Raw genomic sequence first — 11,396 nt, forward strand, 5'->3', positions numbered from 1 at the left:
CCGTAGCGGTTCAGTCGGTCGTGAACCCGCCGAACCGGCCCCGGTGGAACAGCAGCGGTGCGCCCCCCAGGGTGCCGGACGCGTGTTCGTCGCCCGTACCCAGCGCCTCCACGCGGCCCACCACGATCAGGTGGTCGCCGCCGGGATGTACGGCGTGGATCACGCAGTCGACCCAGGCGGGGACGCCGGTGAGGCGGGGTGACCCGGTGGCGGGGGCCGGCTCATGGGCGACGCCCGCGAACTTGTCCGCGCCGCTCACAGCGAAACGCCGGCACAACTCGCCCTGGCCGGCGCCCAGCACGTTCACACAGAAGACGCCCGCGCGGGCGATACGGGGCCACGTCGTCGACGTACGGCCGACCATGAAGGAGACGAGGGGTGGGTCGAGGGAGAGCGCGGAGAAGGACTGGCAGGCGAAGCCGGCGGGGGTGTGCTCGCCCTCGGCTGCCGGTGCGGTGATCACCGTGACGCCGGTCGCGAAGTTGCCCAGCACACGGCGGAACTCGGCCTGGTCGACGGGCACCCGCTCGTCGTCGCCCACGCAGCGCAGCTCGGGGCGGGGCAGCGCTTCGACCGGCCCGGTCGTCATCCTCGCGGCCGCACCTGTGACCGTACTCGTACTCGTACCGGTGCGCGTACGGTCCGACCGTAGGTACCGGACGGCGGCGGCGGCCATTCCCGCGTGTTCCATCACGTCGTTCATTGAAACTGACGGATCGTCAGAAGTGAAGTGCCGTAACCGTACTCCCGGGTTCTTCCGGAGGATGCCGAGACGCCGGTCAGCGGCCCTCGAAGCGCGGTGTCCGTCGCTCGACGAAGCTCGCCACGCCCTCCTGGGCGTCCGCCGTGGTCATGTTGATCTCCTGCGCGGCCGCCTCGGCGGTGAAGGCGGTGGCGCGGTCGGTGTCGAGGGAGGCGTTCACGAGCTGTTTGGTGAGGGCGAGGGCGCGGGTCGGGCCGACGGCGAGGCGTTCCGCCCACTCGCGGGCCGTCTTCTCCAGCTCCTCCGCGGGAACGACACGGTTGACCAGGCCGAGACGCTCCGCGTCGGCGGCGGAGAGGGCGTCCCCGAAGAACATCAGCTCCTTCGCCCGGTGGGGGCCGATGAGGCGGGTGAGTAGATACGCGCCGCCCCCGTCGGGGACGAGGCCGCGCCGTACGAACACCTCGATGAAACGGGCCTCCTCGGCCGCCACTACGAGGTCGCAGGCGAGGGCGAGGTGCGCGCCGATGCCGGCCGCCGTGCCGTTGACCGCCGCGATCACCGGTTTCTCGCAGTCCAGCACGGCCGCGACGAGCCGCTGGGCGCCGAGCCGGATGGTGCGGGCCACGTCGCCGGCCACGCGTTCCCCGGTGTGGGCGCCCGCGCCGCCGACCGCCGCGCCCCGCAGATCCGCCCCCGCGCAGAAGCCACGTCCCGTCGCGGTGATGACGACCACGCGCACGGTGGGGTCGGCGGAGGCGTCCGCGAGGCGGTGAATGAGGTGTTCCCGCTGGTCAGGGGTGATGGCGTTCATCGCCTCGGGGCGGTTGAGGGTGATCCACGAGACGGCGTTGTCAGTGGCGTGCAGTATCAATGAGTCACGGGATTTTTCGGGATGTTCAAGGGGGGAAGCGGACATGTGGGTGCTCCTTGTTCTACGGGGAGTGACAGCGTTCCTGTGGGTGTGGTGGCGCTCAGCGGCACACCGCCAGCGCGTCCAGCGCCACTGCCCCCTGTCCCCTCGGCAGCACCATCAGCGGGTTGATGTCCAACTCGGCGATCTGGTCCCCGAGTTCGAGCGCCATGCGCTGGACGCGGAGCACGACCTCCACCAGAGCGTCCACGTCGGCCGGGGGAGCCCCGCGCACCCCGTCCAACAGGGCCCTCCCGCGCAGTTCGCAGAGCATGGCGCGGGCCTGGTCCTCGCCGAAGGGCGGCACGCGTACGGCGGAGTCACGCAGGACCTCCACGAGGACACCTCCGAGGCCGACCGTGACCGTGGGCCCGAAGAGGTCGTCGTGGGTGACGCCCACGACCATCTCCACACCCCGCTCGACCATCTGGCACACCAGCACCCCGTCGAGGGAGATGTCCTCGTAGCGGGCGATGTCGGTCAGCTCGCGATAGGCGTCGCGGATCTGGCTCGCGGAGGTCAGGCCGATCTTCACCAGACCGAGCTCCGTCTTGTGGGCGATGCTCGCGCCGGAGGCCTTCATCACCACCGGGTAGCCGACGAGGCTCGCCGCGCGCACGGCCGCCGCCGCGCTGGTCACCAGCTGTTCACGCGGCACCCGTATCCCGTACGCGCGCAGCAGTTGCTTGGCCGCGTGCTCGCTGAGCTGCTGCCCCGGCCGCATCAGCGCCTTGGCCTTGCGGAAGGAGGGCGAGGGGGAGCGAGGCGCCTCGTCGAAGGGGGAGCGGTAGGCGGCGGTGAAGCGGGTGTGGTCGAGATGGGCGCGGACGGCCGTGATGCAGTTGGCGAAGGTACGGAAGGTCGCTACCCGCGACGACCCGAGCAGGGTCTCGCGGTACGCGGCCTCGGTGCCCACCGGCGATCCCCACACCACGCACACCAGCTTGTCGGTCCGCTCCGCCGCGGCCACCAGGTCCTCGGCGAGCTTGTCGCTCATGGGTGGGAAGGGGCCGGTTATGGGGCAGATCAGCACTCCCACCGCCGGGTCGTCGAGGATCGCGTCGAGGATGCGGGGACCGCGCCAGTCGCCCACGGGGTGGCCGCCGTTGTCGACGGGGTTGGCCACGCTCAGATAGTCGGGGATCCACTGGTGCAGCTCGGCCTGCTTGGCCTCCGAGAGGGCGGGCAGGGGCAGCCCGGCCTCGGTGGCCAGGTCGGCGAAGTGCGCTCCCGTGCCGCCCGAGATCGAATAGACGACGACGCCTTCGGGCCTCGGCGGGGCGGAGTCGGGGGTGCGCGGCCGGCGGGCGCGGGCCAGCAGGGTGGCCGTGTCCTGGAGTTCGTCGAGACCGTCGACGCGTATCACCCCGTACTGCCGCATCGCCGCGTCGACCACCGCGTCCGCGCCGGTCAGCTTGCCGGTGTGGGAGGCGGCGGTGCGCGCGCCGGTCTCGGTGCGGCCGACCTTGACGGCGACGACGGGGACACCGCGCCGGGCGGCCCGGTCGGCGGCGAGGAGGAAGGCGCGACCGTCCTTCAGGCCCTCGACATAGGCGGCGATGGCGCCGACCTCGGGGCGTTCGGCGAAGTAGGAGATGAAGTCGGCGGTCTCCAGGTCGGCCTCGTTGCCGGTGGGGGCCCAGTGGGAGAGGCGGATGCCCAGTTCCTGGAGGGAGAAGACGGGGCGGCCCTGGTGGCCGGACTGGGTGATCAGAGCGATCGCCGGGCCGTCGAGGTCGTCGCGGAAGCGCTCGAAGGCGTTGAGGTTGGTGTTGGGGCCGAGCAGCCGCAGGCCGTCGGCGCGGGCCACGGCGGCGGCCAGCCGCTCCTGCGCGGCGGCGCCCTCCGCGCCGGTCTCGGCGAAGCCGGAGGCGAAGGCGACCGCGAACTTCACCTTCGCGGCGGCCAGTTCGTCGATCACCGGGAGGGGGTCGGACAGGAGGAGTACGGCGAGATCGACCTGTTCGGGCAGGTCGGCGACGGAAGGGGAGCAGGGGATGCCGAAGACCGTCGCACGTGTGGGGTGCACGGGGTGCAGTCGGGCGCCGACCCGTTCGGACCAGGCGAGCAACTGCCGGGTGATCCCGGTGTTCGGCCGGCCCTCCGTGTCGGAGGCGCCGACGACGGCCACGGACTCCGGGCGGAAGAACCGGTCCAGATCGGGGACGTCGGCATACAGTGGGCGCCCGCTGACGTCCAGTTCGCCGGCCTCGGCGGGTCTGCCGTGCACGACCTGCGCGGGGTACTCGCCGCAGGCGATGGCCCGGGCCCGGCGGGAGTCGGTGGTGAGGGTGCCGTGGGTTGATCCAAGCATCGGTCCGCCCGCTCCTGTGTGACAGCCAATTCAGTGACGTGACGCATTCAGTGAGGTGGCGCATGCACGTAGCTGACGCTACGTCAGATTTCAGACTACTGAACTGACGCTGCGTCAGGAATAAGTGTGCGAGCAAAGTTACGCGGCAGTAAGCGAGTTGTACCCGCGCAGGGCGGTGGTCAGACGTCTACGGCCGCACCGTTCGCGACTCGCTGAACCGGCCGGGAGGGCGGGGCCGGTGAGTGGGGCTGGGGAGTGGGGGTTGGTGAGTGGGTCTGGTGAGTGGAGGGTGGTGGGTGGGGGACAGTGTCGTGCCCGGCGGAGTGCTGCCCTGGCCGCTGGCGGACCTCGACCGTTCGGGCGGCGGGCGTTCGTTCAGCGAGTGGTGCGGATCTGTACGGTGACCGCGTCGCGGGTGGCGACGCCGCCCCGCTTGGCGATCGTCCTGGCGATTTTCTCGGCGTCGAGGGCGAGTTCGCGGAACATGCCGCTGATGGGGTTGGTGAAGCCGGTGAAGTAGAGGCCGGGGGCGTTCCTGGGTGAGTGCGCCCCGTGCACGACCGGCTTGCCGCGCCCGTCCAGGACGTCGAGGTGGCCGACGAGACCCTCCAGGGCCCGCCGGTAGCCGGTGGCGGCGATCACCGCGTCGGTCTCGATCAGGCTGCCGTCGCCGAGGCGGACCTTGCCGTCCTCGAACCCCTCGACCGAGCCGACGACCTCCACCTTCCCCTTCCGTACGGCGTCGATGAGCCCGACGTCCTGCACGGGGACGGCGCCCTCGGTCACACGGGTGTAGAGGCCGGTGTCGGGCCGGGGCAGACCGTGGGCCGACAGGTCCGGCACGCTGAGCTTCGCCATCGGCCTGGCGAGCCGGTCCACGAGGGCGACCGGCAGCCGTCGTACGAGGACGCCCGTGTACTGGGCCGCCCAGCCGGCCGTGGAGCGGCGCACGATGTGCGGGGCCGTCCGCACCGCGAGTCGTACGCGCCGGGCCCCGCCCTCGACGAGGTCGACGGCGATCTCGGCGCCGGTGTTGCCGATGCCGACGACGAGGACGTCACGGCCGACGTAGGGCTTGGGGTTGCGGTACTCGCAGGCGTGCACCAGGCCGCCGGTGTAGGACTCCCGGCCCGGCCAGTCGGGTATGCGGGGCGTGTGGTTGTAGCCGGTGGCGACGACGACCGCGCTCCCGGTCAGCTCGCGGCCGCCGGTGGCGTGCAGCAGCCAACCGGTGCCGTCGGCGCCGCGTTCGACGCGGGAGACCTCGACGCCGGTCACGATCTCCAGCCGGTGCACCTCGGCGTACTTCTCCAGGTACCGCACCACGTCGTCCCGCGACACCCACCGGCCGAAGCGCCGGGGCATCGGCAGGCCGGGCAGCGCCGAGAGCCGCCGGGTGGTGTGCAGGTGCAGCCGGTCGTAGTGCCGCCGCCAGGAGGACCCGACGCGGTCCGACTTCTCCAGCACGACGGCCCGCACCCCACGCGCCCGCAACGCGTACGCGACGGCCAGCCCACCGGGCCCGCCGCCGATCACATACACGGGGCGGTCCGAGGTGGGGTTCGCGGAAGCTCTGGAATCGGCCATGTGCCAGAGCGTATGCGCGCGCTCACTTGATGGGTCTCAGTCAAGACCGGAATTGGTTGCGGATCGATCACGGCTGTAGGGGATGTGGGTGGGTTGTGTGGCGTAGGTCTCCTGAGACGTGGCGTTACGGCTGCGTACGGGGTGGCGGCGTGGGCGCGGGCCCAGGCCCCCTCCGCCGGCGGGCGCCTGCTCGCGGGACGGGGATTGGCCCACTGCGGACTGGCGTTCTTCAGCGCCGCGGGATTCAGCGACTTGCCGCGCGCCCGCTGCCGAGCGGGGCGGCGTGCTGTTGGTCGGTCTCGGTGAGCTCTACGGGCGGGCCATGCCGATGGGATTCGTACCGTGGGGCGCGACGGCCGGCCCCCGTCTCTTGCGCATCGGCCCCCCCATCCGCTGAACTGACGTACCGTCAGAAATCCCGCGCGGATGCGAAGGGCGGCGATGTCGATGTCCACGGACACGATCTGGCTCAGCGGTGCCGAATGGCTGGCCGTCCTCCGTATCGGGCTCGGGCTGTGGTGGCTGGAGAGCTGGCGGCACAAGGACAAGAAGACCTGGTTCCAGGGCGCCGGGATCGAGTGGGCGGCGGGGGTGGCGGAGAAGCATCGGTGGGAGGCCGTGCGGAGTGGGTTCGATGTGCTCGTCAAGCCTCGGCCCAAGTCGATGGCGTATGTCGTCGCCTACGCCGAACTCGCCCTCGGAGTCGGGCTGATCCTCGGATTCCTCACGCCGGTCGCGCTGGTCGGAGGGCTGCTGCTCAACGTCCTCTATCTCGTGCTGATGATCCACGACTGGGCCGAGCAGGGGCAGAACTCGATGATGGCGCTCATCTCGGTGGTGGGGCTGTTCGGGATGTCCTGGCAGACGTGGTCGGTCGACAGCGCGCTCGGGTTGTTCTGAAGGACGCGGCCCCAGGGCTGCTGGATGGGCTGTCTGCTGAGGGGGCGGTGCGGTGCGGTTCGATCTGCCGGACGTCGATGAGTTCAGCCGTACGTACTGGGAGGCGGCGGCCGACGGGCGGCTGCTCCTGCGGCGTTGTGGGGCGGAGGGGTGCGGGCGCGCGCATCACTATCCGCGCGAATCCTGCCCGTACTGCTGGAGCGAGGACGTGCGGTGGGAGGAGGCCTCCGGGCGGGCCACGCTCTACACCTGGTCCGTCGTCCACCGCAACGACCTGCCGCCCTTCGGGGAGCGGACACCGTATGTCGCCGCCGTCGTCGATCTCGTCGAGGGGCCGCGGATGATGACCGAGGTCGTGGGAGCGGGGGAGGGAGGGGGTGGAACGTTGTGTGCGGGGATGGAGTTGGAGGTGGTGTTCCGCGAGGTCGGTGACTTCGCTGTGCCGGTATTTCGGGCGCGGAAGTGAGACGGGGCGGGTTTCAATGGTTGGGTGAGTCGTACTGATGGACGATTGCCTGCCCCTACCCCTACCCCTACCCCTGCCCCTGCCCCTGCCCCTGATCCCGTCTCTGGTGCCGAGCCGTACGGATACGGGCTGCGGCTGTGTGCCTGGGACGCCGAGTCCGACGCGGATGTCGAGGCCTGGTTCCGGGGGCGCGGTGATCCGGATTTCCGGCGGTGGAACACCCCCCTGGCTCTGGACGCGAGCCGCGAGGGCGCCCGGGAGTCGCTGCGGCAGCGGGCCGAGTCGGACGCGGCGGGCGTGAGCGCGGCCTTCCGGGTCACGGACGCGGAGAGCGGCGTGACGCTCGGACACGTCGGGCTGAACACGATCGACACGTTCATGCGCAGGGCCGTCGTCGGCTACTGGGTGTTGCCCGAGGCCCGTGGCCGCCGCGTCGCCACCCGCGCACTGGACCTCGCGGCCCGCTGGGCCTTCACCGAACTCGGCATGCACCGGCTCGAACTCGACCATGTCGTCGGGCATGCCGCGTCCTGCCGCATCGCCGAGCTGTGCGGTTTCCCGTACGAGGGGACCTTGCGAGGGGCGTCGTTCGCGGAAGGGCGCCATGACGCCTTCCGGGACGCACATCTGCACGCCCGGCTGGCCATCGATCCCGCGCCGGGTGGGATGTAGGGCGCGTATCCGCCCACGTGCTCCGAGCGGCTGGGTGGCTGAAAACGGTGCGGGCCGGGAGTGTGCCGACAGGAGCCGTCAACTTGACTCGGCCTTGCAGGACTTGGTTGCCGAATCCGCCAACAGAGTCCTGGAGGCCCGGGGTTCCTCGCTAGTGCCGCATCAGACAACGTTCGCCCTGTAGTGAGGCCCGCATGTCGATGGCTTCGGCCGCTGGCGATAACCAACCGATGAGCGCCATCGATCACCCTATGCCGCCCCTGAACGCCGACGAGCGCACGACGCTTGAAAGCTGGCTCGACTTTCACCGCACCACAGTGGCCATGAAGTGCGAGGGTCTGGACGATGAGCAGGCCGCCGTCGCGTCCGTGCCGCCGTCCGGCTTCACGTTGACCGGCCTGGTCCAGCACATGGCGGAGGTGGAGCGGAACTGGTTCCGCCGCGTGCTCGCCGGAGAACAGGCCCCGCCCATCTACGACCCGCAGGCCGACCCGGACGGCCCCGACGGCGGCTTCGACCTTGCTGCGGGCGCCGCCCTGAGTGACGCCCTCGCCACCTGGCACGCGGAGATCGCCCGCGCCCGCGAGCACTGCGCCGACCGTGCTCTGACCGATACGGGCCGCTTCATGGAGCAGGACGTCAACCTCCGCTGGATCTACGTCCACATGATCGAGGAGTACGCCCGCCACAACGGTCGTCGACCACCCCCTCGGCGACCAGGAAGTCCGCCAGCTTGGCCAGGCTCCAGGTCGAAAACGGCAGATCGTGCTCGGCCGGCTTGGACTTCGCGATCTTCTTGATCTCGCGCCGCTCGGGCAGGGTGAAGGTCCTGGGCCGGCCGCCCTTGTACTTCGGATACAGCGAGTCGAAGCCGTCGGTGTTTGAAGTTGTGGATCACGTCCCGGACCCGATTCGCGCTCGTGAACGTCACCTCGGCAATCTTCGCCACGGGCCTACCCTGCGCGGACAGCAGCACCATCCGGGCCCGCCGCCATGTCACCACCGACCCCGTGCCTCTGCGGATGGTCCGCAACAGGCGCTGCCCCTCGTCGTCATCGATCTCGCGGACACGTACTCGTTCTGCCACCCGGACAGCCTGGCGACACCGCGCCGTCCGGACCAGCATCCGAACGGCACGTCACGTCACTACGAGGCAAAGGTTGTCTGATGCGGAACTAGATCATGCTGAACGACCACGACCCCCGGCCTTCACGGTGACCGAGCATCACGGTCGGATTCCCATCCGTCCCCGCCCGGTGCCGAACAGACCATTCCGTGGTGCAGTCGACTCATGGCCACACCGCCCCAGGACGCCCAGGACGACCAGGACGCCCAGGACGACCAGGACGACCAGGACGCCCAGGACGACCAGGACGACCAGGACGCCCCGGCGCCTCCCCGGGCCCGCGAACGTCCCTCTTGGCTGATCGACATCGCGATCGCCCTGCTGCTCCTGATCGCGGACGCGGTCATCGTCGTCGTCGCCACCATGCTGCTCGTCATGCTCGGCATGGGCACCACACACCAGCCGCGCTCCTCCGCCACCGTGCACTCCCGCGACACACCCGTCTGGATGTGGCTCCTGGTCTGGGGCGTCCCGGCCGTGGCGGCGACCAGCGCCGTCACGCACGCCTGCCTGAGGATGCCGGTCACCGCCGTAGTGCAGACCTTGTTCACACTCGCCTGCGGGTTCTTGGCCGTGGTGGGGACGCGCATACTGCTGTCATGACCGCACGGCCGGAGACGGCCGGAGACGGTCGGCGCGCGCGGAAAATCGTGTGCGGTCGCCTGTGGCGCGTCGGTACGGTCCCGGTATGGCTGCAGAAGGACTCGACGACGGAAGCCGCGGATACGACGACGGCGACGACCCCGACGGGCACTTCGGGGAAGCCGTCGCCGCGTACTACGACGAGACCTCCGCCGAGATGTTCCGTCCGGAGGCCGTGGAACCGGCCGTGGAGCTGATCGCCCGGCTCGCGGGGGAACGGGGCGAGCCTCGCGCTCTCGAATTCGGTGTCGGCACCGGACGTATCGCCCTGCCGCTCGCCCGTCGGGGCGTGCGGGTGCACGGGATCGACATGTCACGGGCCATGGTGGAGCGGATGCGGGCCAAGCCGGGCGGCGAGGACATCGAGGTCACCATCGGCGACTTCGCCACGACCAGGGTGGACGGCCCTGGCCCCGGCTTCACCGTCGCCTACCTCGTCTACAACACGATCAACAACCTGACCACGCAGGACGCCCAGGTGGACTGCTTCCGCAACGCCGCCGCGCACCTCGTGCCCGGCGGCTGTTTCGTGATCGAGGTCGGTGTGCCGGACCTGCGGAGACTGCCACCGGGACAGAACACGGTGCCGTTCCGGGTGACTCCGGAGCGGCTCGGGTTCGACGAGTACGACGTGGCGACGCAGGGGATGCGGTCGCACCATGTGATGGCCACCGACGAGGGGACGGTGCGTCTGTCGGTCCCCTTCCGGTACGTCTGGCCGGCCGAGCTGGATCTCATGGCCCGGTTGGCCGGGATGCGGTTGCGGAACCGGTGGGAGGGGTGGGCGCGGGAGCCGTTCACGAACGACAGCACCAAGCATGTGTCGGTGTGGGAGAAGGTCTGATCGCTCCCGGCGCACACCGCGTTCTCAGGGCCACAGCAACTCGGTGGCCCAACCGTCCCCCTCCCGGCGGTAGTCGAGCCGTACGTGCCGTCGCCGTGCGTCGCCCTGGAAGAACTCCACCTCGTCCGGCTCCACGACGTACGCCGTCCAGGACGGTACGGCCACGTCCGGCTCCCGCTCGGCCCGCTCCCACGCGGCCTGCGACGCGCGCTCCAACTCCGCGTAAGAGGAGAGGACTTCGCTCTGGTGGCCCACAAGGGCCGCGGCCAGCGCACCCGTCGAGCGGGCGTGCAGGTCCGCGTGGGCGGCCTCGGCGGGTTCGACCGCGACCCGGCCCCGCACCCGCACCTGGCGGCCGAGGAGGGGCCAGTAGAAGCCGAGCGCCGCGTACGGGCGGGCGGCGAGTTGCCGTCCCTTCCGGCTGCTCGCGTGCGACGCGAAGTGCCAGCCCCGCTCGTCCACGTCGTGCAGCATCACCGTCCGCACATCCGCCCGCCCCTCCGCGTCCGCCGTGGCCAGCGACATCGTGTGCGGCTCCACCTCCCCGGCCGCCACGACCTCCCCGAACCACGCGGTGAACAGCGCCACCGGTTCGGCGGGCGCGGTTCCCGGGTCGAACGACGGCAGCGCGGTGACCTGCGGATCCCACACCCGCAGCACCCGCATGGCCCGCACGAAATCGGAGGACCGGGAGTCGGGGTGGGACGGGGACAGAGGCGAGGACGGGGGCGGGGACGGGGACAGAGGCGGGGACGGGGACAGGGGCGGGGGAGACGCGTCGGCACTCATGCCCCGATTGTCACACCGTGCCCAGGTCCGAGGAGAGCCAGTGTTCGGGGCGCATGCGGATGATGACCTGTTCGCCGTGGTTCTCGGTGGCGAAGTCCATGTAGTCGTCGACCTTCTCGGCCGGGAGATAGCGGGAGGAGATCTCGCGGAGGTGGTCGATGGTGGCGGGGATCGTGTCGGTGACCGGGCCCTCGACGGAGACGTACCGGATCGTCGGTTCAAGGCGGTCGATCATCAGAGAGAAGCGGCCGGCGGCCTGGATCAGCCGGTGTTTGCGGGTGTCCAGCCCGGTCATCACCCAGATGTCGCCGCCGGGTTCGTACTGGTACCAGATCGGCACCGTCAACGGCGCCCTTCCCTCCCCGGCCGCCACGGCCAGCGCGGCTACGTGCGCCTCGGCCAGAAACTCCTCGCGCTCCTTGCGGGACAGTGTCATGTGA

The 11,396-nt window shown here is 70.6% G+C and carries 12 protein-coding genes and 1 pseudogene; 6 read left to right on the plus strand and 7 right to left on the minus strand.

Features of this window, described 5'->3' with window-relative positions:
- Positions 1-10 precede the first annotated feature (10 nt).
- The 4 genes from ACFY9I_RS10305 to ACFY9I_RS10320 all read right to left on the minus strand — a co-directional run bounded on the left by ACFY9I_RS10305 (position 11) and on the right by ACFY9I_RS10320 (position 5,517).
- A complete protein-coding gene (locus ACFY9I_RS10305) occupies positions 11-691 on the minus strand; it encodes a flavin reductase (protein ID WP_390999251.1) in 681 nt (226 codons plus the stop codon).
- Between the two features lie 88 nt (positions 692-779).
- Entirely contained in the window at positions 780-1,622 is an 843-nt protein-coding gene (locus ACFY9I_RS10310; RefSeq protein ID WP_390999254.1) for an enoyl-CoA hydratase-related protein, read from the minus strand.
- Between the two features lie 55 nt (positions 1,623-1,677).
- Positions 1,678-3,930 (minus strand): acetate--CoA ligase family protein, encoded by a 2,253-nt coding sequence (locus ACFY9I_RS10315; protein ID WP_390999257.1) that lies wholly within the window; start codon positions 3,928-3,930, stop codon positions 1,678-1,680.
- Positions 3,931-4,305: 375 nt separating this feature from the next.
- Positions 4,306-5,517 (minus strand): NAD(P)-binding domain-containing protein, encoded by a 1,212-nt coding sequence (locus ACFY9I_RS10320; protein WP_390999260.1) that lies wholly within the window; start codon positions 5,515-5,517, stop codon positions 4,306-4,308.
- A gap of 447 nt (positions 5,518-5,964) precedes the next feature.
- On the opposite strand from ACFY9I_RS10320, the gene ACFY9I_RS10325 reads away from it, so the two are divergent.
- The 4 genes from ACFY9I_RS10325 to ACFY9I_RS10340 all read left to right on the plus strand — a co-directional run bounded on the left by ACFY9I_RS10325 (position 5,965) and on the right by ACFY9I_RS10340 (position 8,355).
- Positions 5,965-6,417 (plus strand): DoxX family membrane protein, encoded by a 453-nt coding sequence (locus ACFY9I_RS10325; protein ID WP_390999263.1) that lies wholly within the window; start codon positions 5,965-5,967, stop codon positions 6,415-6,417.
- Positions 6,418-6,469: 52 nt separating this feature from the next.
- Positions 6,470-6,883: an OB-fold domain-containing protein gene (locus ACFY9I_RS10330; protein WP_390999265.1), complete on the plus strand. Its 414-nt coding sequence runs from the start codon at positions 6,470-6,472 to the stop codon at positions 6,881-6,883.
- A gap of 45 nt (positions 6,884-6,928) precedes the next feature.
- On the plus strand, positions 6,929-7,555 hold the full coding sequence (locus ACFY9I_RS10335) for a GNAT family N-acetyltransferase (protein ID WP_390999268.1): 627 nt from the start codon (positions 6,929-6,931) through the stop codon (positions 7,553-7,555).
- A gap of 230 nt (positions 7,556-7,785) precedes the next feature.
- The gene (locus ACFY9I_RS10340; protein ID WP_390999271.1) at positions 7,786-8,355 is read left to right on the plus strand and encodes a DUF664 domain-containing protein; all 570 of its coding nucleotides are present in this window, start codon (positions 7,786-7,788) and stop codon (positions 8,353-8,355) included.
- Here the strand turns inward: ACFY9I_RS10340 and ACFY9I_RS10345 are convergent.
- A pseudogene (locus tag ACFY9I_RS10345) lies at positions 8,249-8,642 on the minus strand (transposase); the annotation flags it as partial. The gene ACFY9I_RS10340 and the pseudogene ACFY9I_RS10345 overlap by 107 nt on opposite strands.
- Before the next feature lie 204 nt (positions 8,643-8,846).
- Between ACFY9I_RS10345 and ACFY9I_RS10350 the strand changes: the two are divergent.
- Positions 8,847-9,284, plus strand: a complete 438-nt coding sequence (locus ACFY9I_RS10350; protein ID WP_390999273.1) for a hypothetical protein — start codon at positions 8,847-8,849, stop codon at positions 9,282-9,284.
- Between the two features lie 85 nt (positions 9,285-9,369).
- Entirely contained in the window at positions 9,370-10,167 is a 798-nt protein-coding gene (locus ACFY9I_RS10355; RefSeq protein WP_390999276.1) for a methyltransferase domain-containing protein, read from the plus strand.
- 24 nt (positions 10,168-10,191) lie between these two features.
- Here ACFY9I_RS10355 and ACFY9I_RS10360 read toward each other — a convergent pair whose 3' ends face one another.
- Entirely contained in the window at positions 10,192-10,833 is a 642-nt protein-coding gene (locus ACFY9I_RS10360; RefSeq protein ID WP_391000360.1) for a pyridoxal 5'-phosphate synthase, read from the minus strand.
- 133 nt (positions 10,834-10,966) lie between these two features.
- The gene (locus ACFY9I_RS10365) at positions 10,967-11,392 is read right to left on the minus strand and encodes a pyridoxamine 5'-phosphate oxidase family protein (protein ID WP_390999279.1); all 426 of its coding nucleotides are present in this window, start codon (positions 11,390-11,392) and stop codon (positions 10,967-10,969) included.
- Positions 11,393-11,396: the final 4 nt, after the last annotated feature.

The sequence above is a fragment of the Streptomyces sp. NPDC012510 genome, from assembly GCF_042955065.1.
In the GTDB taxonomy this organism is placed as follows: domain Bacteria; phylum Actinomycetota; class Actinomycetes; order Streptomycetales; family Streptomycetaceae; genus Streptomyces.

Bases quoted from the DNA above. Each gene is read 5' to 3' on its own strand.
- ACFY9I_RS10320 (WP_390999260.1), bottom strand. From the start codon at position 5,517: ATGGCCGATTCCAGAGCTTCCGCGAACCCCACCTCGGACCGCCCCGTG.
- ACFY9I_RS10355 (WP_390999276.1), top strand. From the start codon at position 9,370: ATGGCTGCAGAAGGACTCGACGACGGAAGCCGCGGATACGACGACGGC.
- ACFY9I_RS10340 (WP_390999271.1), top strand. From the start codon at position 7,786: ATGAGCGCCATCGATCACCCTATGCCGCCCCTGAACGCCGACGAGCGC.
- ACFY9I_RS10305 (WP_390999251.1), bottom strand. From the start codon at position 691: ATGGAACACGCGGGAATGGCCGCCGCCGCCGTCCGGTACCTACGGTCG.
- ACFY9I_RS10325 (WP_390999263.1), top strand. From the start codon at position 5,965: ATGTCCACGGACACGATCTGGCTCAGCGGTGCCGAATGGCTGGCCGTC.
- ACFY9I_RS10365 (WP_390999279.1), bottom strand. From the start codon at position 11,392: ATGACACTGTCCCGCAAGGAGCGCGAGGAGTTTCTGGCCGAGGCGCAC.
- ACFY9I_RS10360 (WP_391000360.1), bottom strand. From the start codon at position 10,833: ATGCGGGTGCTGCGGGTGTGGGATCCGCAGGTCACCGCGCTGCCGTCG.
- ACFY9I_RS10310 (WP_390999254.1), bottom strand. From the start codon at position 1,622: ATGTCCGCTTCCCCCCTTGAACATCCCGAAAAATCCCGTGACTCATTG.
- ACFY9I_RS10350 (WP_390999273.1), top strand. From the start codon at position 8,847: ATGGCCACACCGCCCCAGGACGCCCAGGACGACCAGGACGCCCAGGAC.
- ACFY9I_RS10315 (WP_390999257.1), bottom strand. From the start codon at position 3,930: ATGCTTGGATCAACCCACGGCACCCTCACCACCGACTCCCGCCGGGCC.